The sequence below is a fragment of the Isoptericola sp. NPDC019693 genome (genome assembly GCF_044389085.1).
In the GTDB taxonomy this organism is placed as follows: domain Bacteria; phylum Actinomycetota; class Actinomycetes; order Actinomycetales; family Cellulomonadaceae; genus Isoptericola.
In genome coordinates, this window is sequence record NZ_JBIRXP010000006.1 from 284,406 (window position 1) to 299,557 (window position 15,152).

Genomic DNA, 15,152 nt, shown 5'->3' on the forward strand with positions numbered 1-15,152 from the left:
TGACTAGTTGTTCTCCGCGGGGCGCCACCACATCGTGAGCACGGCCTCGGCGGGCGCGTCGTCGAGCGCGCGGTACCCGTGCCTGGAGCCGGCGCGCCATTGCAGGGACTCGCCGACGCCGAGCTCGACGGCGGCGTCGAGGGGGCCCACCTCGGCGCGCCCCCGCGTGACCAGCAGGTGCTCGGTGACGTGGGCCCCGTGCGCCTCGGAACGGTGCATCGGGCCCGGGTCGAGGTGCAGGGCGAAGACCTCCACTGTGACCTCGTCCGCCTGGGTGGCCGCCAAGAGCCGCGTGCGGATGCCGGGGGAGGACACCTCCGCGCCCGCGCGTTCGGCGAGCAGCCACGACATCGGGACGTCGAGGGCTCCGGCGAGGGCGTAGAGGGTGGACAGGTTCGGGTTGCGCGCCCCGGCCTCGATCTCGGACAGCGACCCCTTGCCGATCCCGGCGGCGCGGGCGAGGGCCCCGAGCGAGAGGCCTCGGACGGCGCGGGCGGACGTGAGGCGCTCGCCGATGAGCGCGGAGAGCTCGGCGGATCGCACGGCGCCATCCTAGTGTTCTGTTTGCGGAACGAGCCTGCGGCGGCCTACCGTTCCGTTCGTGGAACGTTCGCTCGCGCAGCCCGTCGGCGTCGGGATCGTGGCCGCCCTGGTCGGCTTCACCAGCTCGTTCGCGGTCGTGGTGGCCGGCCTGACGGCCGTCGGCGCGACCCCGGAGCAGGCGGCGTCCGGCCTCCTCGTGCTGTGCGTCGCCCAGGGCCTCGGGATGATCTGGCTCAGCCGCCGCCATCGCGCGCCCCTCACGCTGGCATGGTCCACCCCGGGCGCGGCCGTCCTCGTGGGCGCGGGTGCGGTCTCCGGCGGCTGGCCCGCCGCCGTCGGGGCGTTCCTGGTGTGCGGAGCCCTGATCGGCCTCACCGCGGCGTGGCCCGCGCTCGGCCGGCTCGTCGCCGCCATCCCCGTGCCCGTGGCCCAGGCCATGCTCGCCGGGGTGCTCCTCTCGCTGTGCCTGGAGCCGCTGGTCGCCGTCGCGGCCGCGCCGCTGCTCGTGGCGCCGGTGATCGTCCTGTGGCTCCTCCTGGCGCGCCTGGCGCCGCGATGGGCCACCCCGGCCGCCTTCGTGCTCGCCGTCGCCGTCGTCCTGGTGGCGGTCGGTGCGGGGGACGGGACGCTCGCGCTGCGCCCGCCGGGCCTCGCCCTGACGGCGCCGGAGCTGACGCTGCCCGCGGTCGTGGGGATCGCGCTGCCGCTGTACGTCGTGACGATGGCGTCGCAGAACGTGCCCGGGGTCAGCGTCCTGGCCTCCTTCGGCTACGCCGTGCCGTGGCGCGAGACGCTGCTCGTCACGGGAGCCGGCACGGTCGCGGCGGCGTTCGCGGGCGGGCACGCGGTCAACCTCGCCGCCATCACGGCGGCGCTCCCGGCGTCGGCCGAGGCGCACCCCGACCCGGCGCGCCGCTGGGTCGCGACGCAGAGCGCCGGCTGGGCGTACCTCGTGCTCGCGGTGCTGTCACCGGTGGTCACGGCGCTCGTCGCGGCCGCCCCGGCCGGGGTGTTCGAGACGGTCGCGGGCCTCGCGCTGCTCACCACCCTCGGCGCCGCCCTCTCGGCCGCCCTCCGCGAGGAGCCGCACCGGGTCGCGGCGACGGCCACGTTCCTCACGGCGGCGAGCCCCGTCGTCGTGCTCGGCGTCGGGTCCGCCTTCTGGGCTCTGGTCGTGGGCCTCGCGGTCTGGGCGCTGCTGACCACGCGGTCACCGCGCGGCGCCCGGGGTGGTGGCGTCCGCGTCGCAGGAGGACGACAGTGGTGGCCATGGCGAGCAACGAGGTGAAGTTCAAGATCGACGTCCCCACCGAGATGGAGGGCGGTGTCCCGGCGGACTTCGCGTCGCTGTGGCACACGTCGACGTCGTTCGTCATCGACTTCGTCGCGGCCACGAAGCCGCCGCAGCCGGTGACCGACCCCGAGTCCGGGGCGGTCACCGGCCGCGTGGTGCCGGGGCGGGTGGTCTCGCGCGTGCGGATCCCCCCGGCGCAGGTGTTCGAGCTGGCGCGCGCCCTCACGCAGCAGCTCGACGCCTGGGAGCGCGAGACGGGCCAGAAGACCGGCGGCGCCTCCTGACCGCGGGCGCGCGGGTCAGAGCGCCCGCTCGGGCCGGGCCAGGATGCCCGGCACGAGGCGGGCGCTGAGCGCCGCCGCACCCCGCACGGCGAGGAACCCGAGCGCGAAGACGGCCAGCGCGGTGACGATCGCGACGGGGTTCACGAAGATGGCCATCCCGACCAGCGGGAAGAGCAGCACGGCCGCGCACAGCGCCGACCCGCCGGCCACCATCCACAGCGCCGACATCACGGCCCGGCGCGACGCCTCGGTCATCACGTCTCGCGGCACGCCGAGGCGGTCGAGCGAGACGTGCACGGCCGCGCGGTCGAGCGTCGAGGCGGCCTGGTTGATGCCCACCGAGCAGGCGACCATGAGGAACGACACCGCCACCGTGACGAGCACGCCGGTCGAGACGTCCTGCATGAGCCAGCGCTCGCTCGCGTCCATCCCGTCGGTGGGGGTCATCCTGGCCATGGCGAGCCCGACGGCGCCGAAGACGCCGACGAAGCTGGTCATCGCCACGCCACTGACCTGCCGCCAGGCCCCCTTCGGGTCCTCGAGCACCATGCGCGCGGCCAGGAGCCGCGGAACGGTCTGCGCCTTGCGGGCCTGGCGCCGCGCCCGGACGCGCACGAACCACGGGCCCAGGGCGTCGAGGGCGAGCAGCATCCCGCCGAAGACCATCGCCATCGCGGTGACGATCGCGACGACCCCGCCCAGCTCCCCGAACACCTGCAGCCCCACGGCCATGACGGTGACGCCGAGCAGGAGCACGCCCACCGCGATCATGACGCGGACCCAGTGCGCGGTCCCTGCCTTCTGCCGCGTCCGGACGCCGAGCGGCGTCACGACCACGGCCCGCAGCCCGACGACGGCGCTCGCCGCGGCCAGCAGCGTGACGACCAGGACGGCGAGCGGCAGCCACCACCACGGCACCCACATCTGCGCCCCCAGGGCCTCGCCGCGGAAGTGCAGCAGGCCCACGAGCGGGGCGAGGACCGCGTAGAGCACGACGCCGAGCACCGCGCCGACCAGCGCGGTCACGGCGGCCTCGAGCACCGTGAGCGCGGTGATCGTGCCCGTGGTCGCGCCGAGCAGGCGCAGGGACGCGAGCCGTTCGTCGCGGCGTCGGGCGGCGAGCCGGGCCGCGGACGCGCCCACCGTGGCGAGCGGCACGACCAGCAGCACGACGGCGATGACGGCGAGCGACTCGTACGTGGGCGCGAGGTCGTCGTCCCAGCCGAAGAAGGCCTGCGCGCCGCCCAGCACCACGAGCAGCAGGGCCGTGACGACGGCGAAGCTCGCCACGGGCAGCGCGGTGGCCAGGCGGTCGCCGTCGCGCCGCCGCCGGAACAGCGGGGCGAGGTGGACGGCGGTCGCGAGGGCTCCGGCCGGTCGTGCGCCCGGCACGGCGGGCGGGGCGGGCGCCGGCGCGGTGGCGGTCATCGCGACACCTCGGCGGCGGGCGCGGCCGGCATGGCGGGGGCGGCGGTGTCGGAGACGACCCGCCCGTCGCGGAGGACGACGGTGCGCGCGCAGCGGCGCGCGACGTCGGCGTCGTGCGTGACGACGACCAGGGTGCGGCCCTGCACCGTGGCCGAGAGGAGGAGGTCGAGCACCTCGACGGAGGTGGCGGAGTCCAGGGCGCCGGTGGGCTCGTCGGCGAAGATCAGCCGGGCGCCGGTCACCTGGGCGCGCGCGATGGCGACGCGCTGCGCCTGGCCGCCCGACAGCTCCCCGAGGCGCCGCTGCTCCAGGCCCGCGAGGCCCAGGTACTGCAACCACTGCGCGGCCTCGGCCTCGGCCTGCCCGCGCGGCACGCCCGCGAGCATCCGGGCCACGGCCACGTTCTCCAGCGCCGTGAGCTCGTCGAGCAGCAGGCCCTGCTGGAACACGAAGCCGAGCTCCTCGCGCCGCAGCCGCGACCGGGCCGCGTCGTCGAGCGACTCGACCCGAACCGGGCCCTGCCCCGACGCGAACGTCACGGACCCGGCCGTCGGCCGCAGGATGCCCGCGAGGCAGTGCAGCAGCGTCGTCTTGCCGGAGCCGGACGCACCCATGATCGCCACGGACTCGCCCGCGGCGATGTCGAGGTCCACGCCGTCCAGGGCGGGCGTGACCCCGCCGGGGTACTGCATCGTCAGTCCGCGTGCGCTCAGCAGAGGTGTCATGCCACCTACCGTGCCCGCGGCGGGGCGCCGGTCGCGTCGGACCACGAGCGGATTCCGCCCCCGCCGGGGTCCACCTGGGGTATGACGTGCCTCCGGGGGACCCCCGAGGGCGGCCGGGCGCGGGTGCCCGTCGCGCTCGCCTAGGCTTTCTCGCATGGCATGGAGCTTCGGTCGTCGTCGGCCCACCACGTACCTGCTGGGCGAGCCCGCCGACCCGTACCCGGCGCAGGCGCCGGAGGCGGCGCGGGGCCGCGTGCTGCGGATCACGGAGATCGGCGAGCCGGTGCTGCACACGCCGGCCGCGACCGTCGAAGAGTTCTCCACCCCCGAGCTCGCCCGCCTCATCGACGACATGTTCGCCACGATGGAGAACGCCGAGGGCGTCGGCCTCGCGGCGCCGCAGGTCGGCGTCGGGCTCCGGCTGTTCGTCTACGACGTCACCGACGAGCGCGGCGACCGGCACGTGGGCCACGTGGTCAACCCGGTGCTCGAGACGGACGCGGACGCCGAGCCGGAGACGGAGGAGGAGGGCTGCCTGTCCGTGCCGGGTGCGTACGAGCCGCTGGAGCGGCCGGGCGCCGCCACGGTGCGCGGCGTCGACCAGCACGGCGGGCCCGTGCAGCTCACGGGCCGGGGGTTCCTCGCCCGGGCGTTCATCCACGAGGCCCAGCACCTCGACGGCACCCTGTACTGGGACCACCTCTCGCCGGAGCTCCAGGCGGACGCCCTGCGCCAGCGGGACGAAGAGCGGGCCGACATCCTCGCCGGGCGGCGCGAGCTCGCCGTCGAGCTGGGCAAGAAGCCGGCCGAGTACCCGGAGACGCCCGCGGGCGGCCGCTGAACCGGCCCCCCGAACGCAACGAGCGTGCTGACGTTGTCCTCAAACCACTGGTTCGAGGACAAAGTCAGCACGCTCGTTGCGGTTGCGGGGCGTCAGCCCAGCATGCCCGGCGCGATGGAGAAGAACTCCTTGACGCCGTCGTCCAGGTTCGTGCTGCCGAAGCCGATGTCCTGCGCGATGCGCGTGAACTCGACCTCGACGGCGCCGGCGCCCTCGGGCGGCGGCGGGGGAGTGTCGCCGGCGACCTCGGAGAGCTGCTCCCAGTAGTCGAGGATCTGCTGGTCCAGGCCGTCCACCTCGAGCGCGTCGAGGGCGGGCTGGGAGACCGGGGCGCCGCGGGAGAGGCCGAACTCCTTGCTGACCTCGGGGTCGTTGGCGATGAAGTTGATGAACTTCGCCGCCTCCTGCGGGTGCTCCGAGCTCGCCGACATCGACAGCTCCAGCGACGGCTTGAGGTAGAGGCCGCGGTTGCCCGGGTCGTCCGCGGGCGGCAGCGTCATCGCGAACTCGGCGCCCGCGCTGCCCTCCGAGAAGCGCACCAGGAAGTTGTAGAAGCTCAGCTCGCTGGCCGTGACGCCGGAGCCCAGCACGTCCGCGCCGTTGAGCTGTTCCTGCCGCTTCGGGTCGATGAACCCGTCGTCCTCGAACAGCGGCGTGGCCCGCTCCCACCACGCGGTGAGGTCGGCCTCCGTGAAGCCGAGCGCGCCGTCCGGGGTGTAGAGCGACTTGCCCTGCTGGGCGAGCCAGATCTCGAAGACGGTCCAGATCTGGGTGTACTGGGTCGACCCGCTCACCTGCGGGTCCCGGTCCGCCCCGGCCTTGCCGACCTGGGCCAGGACGGCGTCGTACTCGTCCCAGGTGAGGTCGCCCTCGGGCACGTCCACGCCCAGCTCCTCGAAGAGCCCGGTGTTGAAGAAGTTCGCGATGCCGCCGGTGCTGGTCGGGATGCCGACGAGCTTGCCGTCCACCTTGGCGGCCGGCATGACGGTCTCCGGGAACGTGGAGATGTCGATCGTCCCGTCCTCGACGAACTCGTCGAGCGGGGCGACCTGGCCCGTTCCGCCGTACTGCGACAGGTACGTCACGTCCATCTGGAACACGTCCGGGAGGCTGCCGCTCGCCGCCTCCGTGTTGCGGGAGGTCCAGTAGTCGGCGAACGACGCGTACGACGACTGGATCGTGACGTTCGGGTTCTTCTCCTCGTAGAGGTCGATCGCCTTCTCGTACCGCTCGGCGCGGGACGCGTCGCCCCACCAGGCGAACGTGAGGGTGACGTCCTCGCCGCCGTCGCCCGAGGCGTCGCCGCCGCTGCAGGCGCCGAGCGCCGCGAGGGCGCCGACGGCGAGGATCGCGACGCCGGGGCGTCGGAGCTTTCTCGTGGACATGAGGGCCTCCTTGCACACATGTGCCGTCGGTCGACGGTCGTGACGGGACCGATGCTGGCAGGCGCAGGGACCGCGCCGAGCGCGAGCGGACAAAAGCGCGCATCGGTGGACACGCGCGTGCGGACGGTGGGGCGTCAGAGCGTGCGCGCCCAGTCCGCGACGGCGGCCGCGACGTCGTCGTCCTTGCCGCGCACGTCGTGCGCGCCGGGCAGGGTGACCGTCGTGACGGGGCCGGGGACGGCCGCCGCGTGCTCGGCCAGCTCATCGGGGCTGCCGAACGGGTCGCGGTCGCCGGAGACGAACAGCACGGGCACCGTGAGGTCGGGGAAGTGCTCGACGCGCAGGCGTTCGGGCTTGCCCGGCGGGTGGAGCGGGTAGCTCAGCAGCACGAGGCCCGCGGCGGGCAGGCCCTCGGCCACCGCCATCGAGCACATCCGTCCGCCGTACGACCGCCCGCCCAGCAACAGCCGGTCGGTGCCGACGCCGAGCGCGCCGGCGAACCGCTCCGCCTCGGCGCGCAGGTGCGCGACGGCGACGGGCGGCCGGTCCGGCATCCGCTTGCCCGCCAGCCGGTACGGGAAGTCCACGCGCTCCGTGGGCAGGGGCGGGTCCAGCGCGGCCAGCCGCTGCTCCACCGCCACGAGCGTGTGGTGGTCGCGGCTCGCGCCCGCGCCGGGCGTCAGGATCAGGCCTCGGGGCGTCGTCGTGTCGGGCACGGGTCCAGTGTCACCCGCCCGCCGAGGTAGTGCGGAGGGACTGCTGTCGGCGGGGGCGGATAGCGTCCGGGGATGAGCGGCGAGCAGGGGACGGGTCCGGAGGTCGTCGAGCCGGGCAGCACCGTGCGGGGTGAGGACTGGTACGGGCGGGACCTGTCCGGCGTCACGCTGGAGCGGGTGGAGCTGGTGGACGTCGACCTCACGGAGGTGACGGCCACCGGCGCGACGTTCGAGGAGTGCACGTTCCGCGGGGCGCGGCTCAACGCCTCGGCGTGGCGGGACTGCGCGTTCACCGGGTGCACCTTCAGCCGCACCAACCTGTTCGACGCGTCGTTCGAGGGCTGCAAGCTCGTCGGGTCCCGCTTCGACGACTGCCGGTTCGACCTGCTGCGGGCCGAGCGGGGTGACTGGTCGTTCGTGACGTTGCACCGGGCGGCGATGGACGGCGTGCACCTCGAGGGGCTGCGGATGCGCGAGGCCGACCTGGTCGGCGCCCGGCTGTCCGGGGCCACGGCGATCGGCGTGGACCTCTCGGGCGCGGAGCTGGGCGACGTCGACCTGCGCGGCGCCGTCCTGCAGGGGACGGACCTGTCGGCCCTCGACCCGCGCGTCGCGCGGCTCGCCGGCGCCGTGATCGACCCCGCGCAGGCGGTGGTCCTGGCCGAGGCCCTGGGGGTCGTCGTCACGCCCTGACGGCCGGTGGCCGCCGGCCCGGTGGCCGTGCTCGCCGTGGAACTCGTCACACCCCCGACACTTTCTTCCTGGTCATGGCGCGGCTCGTGGGAAAGGCGTCTCCGAGGTCACAGCGCGGATCGGTTTACATCGTTTACATTTTCTTGTGGGGCAGCACCCGCTGCACTCTGCCGGACCAGTGCAGGACACCGGAGGACGAGAAACCCATGACGGACCAGGTCACGGTCAACCCGATCGTGCTGCAGCGCGCCGACCCGTGCGTGCTTCGGCACGAGGGGACCTACTACTTCACCGGCTCGCACCCGCGGTACGACCGCATCGTGCTCCGCCGCGCCGACCGCCTCGAGGAGCTGCAGAAGGCCGAGGAGGTCACCGTCTGGGAGCGGCACGCCGCCGGTCCGCAGTCGCAGCTCATCTGGGCCCCCGAGATCCACCGGGTCAACGGCGCCTGGTACATCTACTACGCCGCCGCCCCCGTCGACCACGGGACGGTGGACGCGCCGAGCGAGAACGAGACGTTCAACCACCGCGTCTTCGTCATCGAGAACACGGCCGACGACCCCTTCGAGGGCGAGTGGGTGGAGCGCGGGAAGGTGGACACCGGCTGGGAGTCCTTCGCGCTGGACGCCACGAGCTTCGTGCTCGACGGCGAGCAGTACCTCGTCTGGGCGCAGCAGGACCTCACCGTGCGCGGCCACTCCAACCTGTACATCGCCCGCATGGCGAACCCGTGGACGCTCGCCACCCCGGCCGTCGAGCTGACGCGCCCGGAGTACGACTGGGAGATCAAGGGGTTCTGGGTCAACGAGGGCCCCTCGGTCCTCGTGCGGAACGGCCGCGTCTTCCTCACCTACTCCGGCGCCGCCACCGGCATCGACTACGCGATGGGCCTGCTCACCGCCGACGCCGGCGCCGACCTCCTCGACCCGGCGTCGTGGACGAAGAGCCCCGAGCCCGTCTTCGTCTCCGACCCGTCTGTCGGGCAGTACGGCCCGGGCCACAACTCGTTCACCGAGACGCCTGACGGCGACCCCGTGCTCGTCTACCACGCACGGACCTACACCGAGATCTCCGGCGACCCGCTGTGGGACCCGAACCGGCACGCCCGCGCCCAGGTGCTGCCCTTCGACGCGGACGGCAACCCCGTGTGGGGGACGCCCGTGCCTGACACCCGCCCCACCCCCACCTCCACCGAGGTCCTCCCCGCCGACGGAGCCTTCTGATGAGCACCACCCCCGCGACGCCCGATGCCCCCGCGAAGCCGCGCGCGCGGGACTCGCTGAAGAAGCCCGCCTTCTGGAACTTCGGCGGACTGTTCTTCTTCTACTTCGCGATCTGGCAGCTCGCCTTCACGTTCCTCAGCCGCTGGCTGGAGACCGAGGCGGGCATGTCCCACGGGAACATCGGCCTGCTCAACTCGGTGATGGCCTTCACGGCGTTCTGCCTGCAGCCGTTCTACGGCTTCATCCAGGACAAGCTGGGCTTCCGCAAGAACCTCTTCGCGTTCGTCGTCCTCGTCGGGGCGATGATGGGTCCGTTCTTCGCCTTCGTCTTCACCCCGATCGTCAACGCGAACCAGGTGCTGGGCGCGATCGTCGGTGGTGTCTTCCTCTCCCTGACTCTCAACGCGGGTGTCGGGATCGTCGAGACGTTCAACGAGCGCAACTCGCGCGCCAACGGCTTCGAGTACGGCCACGTGCGCCTGTTCGGCTCGGTGGCCGGTGCGACGGCGTCGCTGGTGGGCGGCTTCATCTGGGCGTCGAACCCGAACAACATCTGGTGGGCCGGCACGTTCTCGGCGCTGGTGCTGGGCGTCCTCCTCTTCGTGGCAAAGACCCCGAAGCCGGGCGATGCCGGGTATGCCGCGGTGGGCGGTGACCCGGCCGGCGAGGAGACTAAGGCCCGGGTCAACATGTCGACCGTCAAGGAGCTGCTCACCAACCGATCCTTCGTCGGCTTCATGGTGCTGATGTTCGGCACGGCGGCCCTCTACGACGTGTTCGACCAGCAGTTCCCGAACTACTTCGCGCAGTTCGTCAACGGCACGATCGACTCGCAGGTGCTGTTCTCCCGCGTCGTGTTCGTGCAGATCCTGGCCGAGGCCGTCGTCATGATCGCGACGCCGTTCCTCATCAACAAGATCGGCGCGAAGAACGGCCTGCTGCTCTTCGGCCTCGTGCTCGTCGTCCGCGTCCTGGGCTCGGCGTTCTTCACCTCGACCGAGATGCTGATCGTGTGGCGCCTGCTCGCCGCCATCGAGATGCCGCTCATGCTCATCTCGGTGATGAAGTATCTGACCCGCATGTTCGACGTCCGGATCTCCGCGACCGCATACATGCTGGGCTTCAACATGGCGAAGCAGATCGGCATCGTGATCTTCTCCTGGGCCTTCGGCCTGTCGTACGACGCCATCGGCTTCGGCAACTCGTACATCGTCATGGGGATCGTGGTCATCGCCGTGACCATCGTCGCGAGCCTGCTGATGCGTGACGACCGCAAGTACGCCCTCTCCGACGGCACCTTCCCGGTGGTGTCCGCCAACCCGGCGGAGCAGCCCACGTCCGAGACCCGCTGACGCACTCCACGCCGAGGTAGTCCGTGGTCCCCCGAGGTAGTCCACCTCGGGGGACCACGGACTACCTCTGTGGTTTCGGAACTACCTCGGCGGACCTGGAACTACCTCGGCGGATTTCGAACTACCTCGGCAGGTTCGGAACTACCTCGGCGGAACCGGCGATCCGGTGCCAGGGTGAGCCCATGACCGCTCCGCTCGCCATCCGAGCCCTGGCGCTGGGTGTCGCCGCGGGGTCGCGCGCCTCCCTCGGCGTCGCGGCCCCGCTGCTCGGCCCGCCCCCCGCGCACCGGCTGCCCACCCACCGCCTGCGCCGGCCGGCGGCGACCGCCCGCCTGGTGGCGGGCCTCGCCGTCGCCGGGGAGATCGTCGGCGACAAGCTGCCCGGCACGCCCAGCCGCCTGGAGCGTCCGGGCCCGGAGTCGCGGGCGGGCAGCGGCGCCGTCGGGGGCCTGCTCCTCGCGCTGCGCCACCACGCCGCGCCCGGCTCCGTCGCCCTTGCCGCCGCGGTGGGCGCCGTCGGGGGCGTCGTCGGCACGGGGGTGGGCGCCGCGTGGCGCGCGGCGTTCGCGCGCCGCGGGTGGCCGGACCTGCCGGCCGCGCTCGCCGAGGACGCCGTCGCCCTCGGCCTCGCCGCCTGGGCCGCGCGCGCCTGAGCCCGCGCGCCGGGCCTCAGCGCTCGAAGCTCCACGCCCGGTCGGTGAGCATCCGCGCCACCGCGAGCCCGATCGCGAGCGCCGCGACGACGAGCCCGGCGTCGACGGCGTAGGCCAGCGCCTGCGTCGTGTCGCCGTTGGAGACGTAGTAGATGGCCCGGTAGGCGGCGGCGCCGGGCACCATGATGACGACGGCCGGCACCGAGACGGTGATGCGCGGGACGTTCATCCGCGGCGCGACGAGGGCCGCGAGCAGGCCGACGACGAGCGCCGCCCCCGCGGCCGCGGCCTGGGCGGGCACGCCCGCGTCGACGAGCCAGAGCCGCCCCGTGTTCGCGACCATGCCGATCGACGCGGCGGCCAGGGCCATGCCCCAGGGGCTGTTGAACATGAGCGCGAACCCGAGCACGCCGAGCAGGCTCGCGACCAGCCGCAGGCCGAGGCGCACGCCCTCGTCGAGCGCGACCGGGTCGGCCGGCACGGGCGCGAGGCCCACGACGGTCGAGACGGCCCACACCGACAGCGCGGCCGAGGTGAGGATCATCAGGGCGTAGGTGAGGCGTGCGATGCCGGCGGAGAAGTCGAGCTTCGCGAGGTCGAGCGCCCCGGTGACGAGGGGGAACCCCGGCACGAGGAACAGCACGGCGGACACGTACCCGGCCTCGTGGTTGGTGGTCGTGGCGCCGACGGCGTCCAGCGCGGCCAGGAACGCCACGTACGCGAGGCTCGCGAGCGCGGCGGCGAGCATCGTCACCCCGAACTGGTTGAGCCCACGGTGCAGCAGGATGCGGCGCAGCAGCTGGCCGAGCCCCGCGGCGAGGAACACCACCACGACCTCCACCGGCCCGCCGTCGTTGAGGAAGGCGAAAGCGGCGCACGCCAGGGCGGCCCACAGGGCGTTGACGACGGTCGGGTAGAGCGGCGGGGTGGACTGGATCCGGTCGAGCTCGCGGTCCACCTCCTCGACGGTGACCGACCGGCGTCGCTCGACGTCCTGCCCCAGCCGCTCCAGGGCGCGCAGGCGGTCGGCGTCGATGCCCACGGACCGCACCTCGGTGACCTCGGTGCGGAAGCTCGCGCCGCGGTGCGACGTCGTCGTGATCTCCGTGAGCGTCACGTGCGCCTGGTGGCGCTCGATGCCGAGCGCCCGGGCGACCCGCGCCATCGACGCCTTGACCCGGTACGACCCGGTGCCCGCCGACAGGGAGAGCCGTCCCACCCGCAGGACCACCCCGGAGCGGCGCACCAGCTCCGGCTCCGTGCCGTCATGAGGGTCGGCGGGAAGGTCGGGAGTCGCGCCCACCGGCCCATTATCGGCGGGCGGTGTCGCGGGGCGCGCGCCGGGGGCATGATCGGCACATGAGATACGCGGAGCACATCTCGGAGCTCGTCGGGCACACCCCGCTCGTCCGGCTCACCCGTGTCACGGACGGCCTGAGCGCGACGATCCTCGCCAAGGTCGAGTACGTGAACCCCGGTGGGTCGGTGAAGGACCGCATCGCCCTGAAGATGGTCGAGGCGGCGGAGGCGTCCGGCGAGCTGCGACCCGGCGGCACCATCGTCGAGCCGACGTCGGGCAACACCGGCGTGGGCCTCGCGCTCGTCGCCCAGCGCAAGGGGTACGACTGCGTCTTCGTCTGCCCGGACAAGGTGAGCGAGGACAAGCGCGACGTGCTGCGGGCGTACGGGGCGCGCGTCGTCGTGACCCCCACCGCCGTGCCGCCCGACCACCCCGACTCCTACTACTCCGTCTCCGACCGGCTCGTGCAGGAGATCGACGGCGCCTGGAAGCCCAACCAGTACGCCAACCCGAACGGACCGCTGTCCCACTACGAGTCCACCGGGCCCGAGGTCTGGGCGGACACGGACGGCCGCGTGACGCACTTCGTCGCGGGCGTGGGCACGGGCGGCACGATCACGGGCACCGGCCGCTACCTCAAGGAGGTCTCGGCGGATCGGGCCGACGGCGGCCCGGTGCGGGTCGTCGGCGCCGACCCGGCGGGCTCGGTCTACTCCGGCGGCGACGGCCGCCCCTACCTGGTGGAGGGCGTCGGCGAGGACTTCTGGCCCGGCGCCTACGACCCGACCGTGCCGGACGAGGTCATCGCCGTCACCGACGCAGACTCGTTCGCGATGACGCGCCGCCTCGCGCGCGAGGAGGGGCTGCTGGTGGGCGGCTCGTGCGGGATGGCGGTCGAGGCGGCGCTGCGCCTCGCACGCCGGCTCGAGGAGGAGGACGCCGCGGCCGCGGCGGAGGCCGTGATCGTCGTGCTGCTGCCCGACGGCGGGCGCGGCTACCTGTCGAAGATCTTCTCCGACACGTGGATGCGCTCGTACGGGTTCCTGCCCGACGAGGAGGGCGTCACCGCGGGGGACGTCCTGCGCGCCAAGGACGGGCGGCTGCCCGACCTCGTGCACACCCACCCCAGCGAGACGGTCCGCGACGCCATCGAGATCCTCCGCGAGTACGGCGTCTCGCAGATGCCCGTGGTCGGGGCCGAGCCGCCCGTGAAGATCGGCGAGGTGGCGGGCGCGGTGACCGAGCGGGCGCTGCTCGACGCGGTGTTCGCCGGCCGGGCGTCCCTCGCGGACCGCGTCGACGCGCACATGCAGGACCGGCTGCCGCTCATCGGCGCGGGCGAGGGCGTCGAGGCCGTGCGCGCCGCGCTCACCGACGCCGACGCGCTGCTCGTCGTCGAGGACGGCGACCCCGTCGGCGTGCTCACCCGCCACGACCTTCTCGGGTTCGTCGCGGGCCGATGACGACGCCCGTGCGTACGCTGGCCGGGTGAGCCACAGCGAGCACCCCGACTGGACGACGTTCGGCTTCTCGACGCGGGCCATCCACGCGGGCCAGGACCCGGACCCGACGACCGGCGCCGTCGTGCCGCCGATCCACCAGGTCTCCACGTACAAGCAGGACGGCGTGGGCGGCCTGCGCGGCGGGTACGAGTACTCCCGCTCCGCCAACCCGACGCGCACCGCGCTCGAGGAGGCGCTCGCGGCGGCGGAGCAGGGAGACCGCGGCTTCGCGTTCTCCTCGGGCCTGGCCGCGGAGGACACGCTGCTGCGCGCGGTGCTGCGCCCGGGCGACCACGTGATCGTGCCCGACGACGCGTACGGCGGCACCTACCGCCTGATCGCGCGGGTCTTCGGGCCGTGGGGGATCGCGCACACGCCCGTCGACCTGTCCGACGTCGAGGCGGTGCGGGCCGCCGTCCGGCCCGAGACCAAGGTGCTGTGGGTCGAGACGCCGACCAACCCGCTGCTGGGCATCAGCGACGTCGCGGCGCTCGCCGGCGTCGCGCGCGACGCCGGCGCGCTGCTCGTCGTCGACAACACGTTCGCCACGCCGTACCTGCAGCAGCCGATCGCGCTGGGGGCGGACGTCGTCGTGCACTCGACGACCAAGTACGTCGGCGGGCACAGCGACGTCGTCGGGGGAGCGCTCGTGGTCGCGCCGGGCGCCCGGCTGCCGGGCGGGCTCGAGTCGCCGGCGGGCGGCGACGACGTCGCGGGCGCCGTCGGTTTCCACCAGAACTCCTCGGGTGCCGTCGCGGGCCCGTTCGACGCGTGGCTGACCCTGCGCGGGCTCAAGACCCTCGCCGTCCGGATGGACCGGCACCAGGCGAACGCCGCGGCGGTGGCGGACTTCCTCGCCGGGCGCCCGGCCGTGACCGCGGTGCTCTACCCGGGGCTCGCGTCCCACCCGGGCCACGACGTCGCCGCCCGCCAGATGCGCGGGTTCGGCGGCATGGTGTCGTTCCGGGTCGGCAGCGAGGCGAAGGCGCTGGACCTGTGCTCCCGCACGCGGGTGTTCACGCTGGCCGAGTCGCTGGGCGGGGTGGAGTCGCTGGTCGAGCACCCCGGCCGGATGACGCACGGCTCGGTGGCGGGCACGTCGCTCGAGGTGCCCGACGACCTCGTGCGCCTGTCCGTCGGGATCGAGGACGTCGAGGACCTGGTCGCGGACCTCGAGCAGGCGCTCGCCTGAGCGGCCCGGCCGGAGGGGCGG

At 73.7% G+C, this 15,152-nt stretch carries 15 protein-coding genes; 9 read left to right on the forward strand and 6 right to left on the reverse strand.

Going from position 1 to position 15,152, the window contains the following annotated elements; translation table 11 throughout:
- Positions 1-3: 3 nt before the first annotated feature.
- Entirely contained in the window at positions 4-543 is a 540-nt protein-coding gene (locus ACH436_RS18165; protein WP_430561595.1) for a helix-turn-helix domain-containing protein, read from the reverse strand.
- A 58-nt stretch (positions 544-601) separates the two neighbouring features.
- Here ACH436_RS18165 and ACH436_RS18170 point away from each other — a divergent pair, with 58 nt between their 5' ends.
- Positions 602-1,831 carry a benzoate/H(+) symporter BenE family transporter gene (locus ACH436_RS18170; RefSeq protein ID WP_430561596.1) on the forward strand — a complete coding sequence of 410 codons (1,230 nt, stop codon included), beginning with the start codon at positions 602-604 and terminating at the stop codon, positions 1,829-1,831.
- Positions 1,813-2,121 carry a DUF3467 domain-containing protein gene (locus ACH436_RS18175; protein WP_430561597.1) on the forward strand — a complete coding sequence of 103 codons (309 nt, stop codon included), beginning with the start codon at positions 1,813-1,815 and terminating at the stop codon, positions 2,119-2,121. The genes ACH436_RS18170 and ACH436_RS18175 overlap by 19 nt, the downstream gene beginning before the upstream one ends.
- A 15-nt stretch (positions 2,122-2,136) precedes the next feature.
- On the opposite strand, the gene ACH436_RS18180 is transcribed toward ACH436_RS18175, so the two are convergent.
- Together ACH436_RS18180 and ACH436_RS18185 are read right to left on the reverse strand one after the other, a co-directional pair.
- Complete coding sequence (locus ACH436_RS18180; protein ID WP_430561598.1) at positions 2,137-3,549, reverse strand: FtsX-like permease family protein; 1,413 nt, start codon at positions 3,547-3,549, stop codon at positions 2,137-2,139.
- Positions 3,546-4,274: an ABC transporter ATP-binding protein gene (locus tag ACH436_RS18185; RefSeq protein WP_430561599.1), complete on the reverse strand. Its 729-nt coding sequence runs from the start codon at positions 4,272-4,274 to the stop codon at positions 3,546-3,548. Before ACH436_RS18185 ends, ACH436_RS18180 begins: the two co-directional genes overlap by 4 nt.
- Before the next feature lie 154 nt (positions 4,275-4,428).
- On the opposite strand from ACH436_RS18185, the gene def reads away from it, so the two are divergent.
- Positions 4,429-5,115 (forward strand): peptide deformylase, encoded by a 687-nt coding sequence (gene def, locus ACH436_RS18190; RefSeq protein WP_430561600.1) that lies wholly within the window; start codon positions 4,429-4,431, stop codon positions 5,113-5,115.
- A 92-nt stretch (positions 5,116-5,207) separates the two neighbouring features.
- Here the strand turns inward: def and ACH436_RS18195 are convergent, their stop codons facing one another.
- Positions 5,208-6,500, reverse strand: a complete 1,293-nt coding sequence (locus ACH436_RS18195; protein WP_430561601.1) for an ABC transporter substrate-binding protein — start codon at positions 6,498-6,500, stop codon at positions 5,208-5,210.
- Positions 6,501-6,634: 134 nt separating this feature from the next.
- Complete coding sequence (locus ACH436_RS18200; protein WP_430561602.1) at positions 6,635-7,216, reverse strand: alpha/beta family hydrolase; 582 nt, start codon at positions 7,214-7,216, stop codon at positions 6,635-6,637.
- Between the two features lie 72 nt (positions 7,217-7,288).
- Between ACH436_RS18200 and ACH436_RS18205 the strand changes: the two genes are divergently transcribed.
- The 4 genes from ACH436_RS18205 to ACH436_RS18220 all read left to right on the forward strand — a co-directional run bounded on the left by ACH436_RS18205 (position 7,289) and on the right by ACH436_RS18220 (position 11,137).
- Positions 7,289-7,909, forward strand: coding sequence for a pentapeptide repeat-containing protein (locus ACH436_RS18205; RefSeq protein WP_430561603.1), 621 nt, complete (start codon positions 7,289-7,291; stop codon positions 7,907-7,909).
- Between the two features lie 206 nt (positions 7,910-8,115).
- On the forward strand, positions 8,116-9,132 hold the full coding sequence (locus ACH436_RS18210) for a family 43 glycosylhydrolase (protein ID WP_430561604.1): 1,017 nt from the start codon (positions 8,116-8,118) through the stop codon (positions 9,130-9,132).
- Positions 9,132-10,484 (forward strand): oligosaccharide MFS transporter, encoded by a 1,353-nt coding sequence (locus ACH436_RS18215; RefSeq protein WP_430561605.1) that lies wholly within the window; start codon positions 9,132-9,134, stop codon positions 10,482-10,484. Before ACH436_RS18210 ends, ACH436_RS18215 begins: the two co-directional genes overlap by 1 nt.
- A 182-nt stretch (positions 10,485-10,666) precedes the next feature.
- A complete protein-coding gene (locus ACH436_RS18220; protein WP_430561606.1) occupies positions 10,667-11,137 on the forward strand; it encodes a hypothetical protein in 471 nt (156 codons plus the stop codon).
- A gap of 16 nt (positions 11,138-11,153) precedes the next feature.
- Here ACH436_RS18220 and ACH436_RS18225 read toward each other — a convergent pair whose 3' ends face one another.
- Positions 11,154-12,440 (reverse strand): threonine/serine exporter ThrE family protein, encoded by a 1,287-nt coding sequence (locus ACH436_RS18225; RefSeq protein WP_430561607.1) that lies wholly within the window; start codon positions 12,438-12,440, stop codon positions 11,154-11,156.
- Positions 12,441-12,496: 56 nt separating this feature from the next.
- Here ACH436_RS18225 and ACH436_RS18230 point away from each other — a divergent pair, with 56 nt between their 5' ends.
- Together ACH436_RS18230 and ACH436_RS18235 are read left to right on the forward strand one after the other, a co-directional pair.
- Positions 12,497-13,900, forward strand: a complete 1,404-nt coding sequence (locus ACH436_RS18230) for a cystathionine beta-synthase (protein ID WP_430561608.1) — start codon at positions 12,497-12,499, stop codon at positions 13,898-13,900.
- A 25-nt stretch (positions 13,901-13,925) separates the two neighbouring features.
- Positions 13,926-15,131, forward strand: coding sequence for a cystathionine gamma-synthase (locus tag ACH436_RS18235; RefSeq protein ID WP_430561609.1), 1,206 nt, complete (start codon positions 13,926-13,928; stop codon positions 15,129-15,131).
- Positions 15,132-15,152 lie beyond the last annotated feature (21 nt).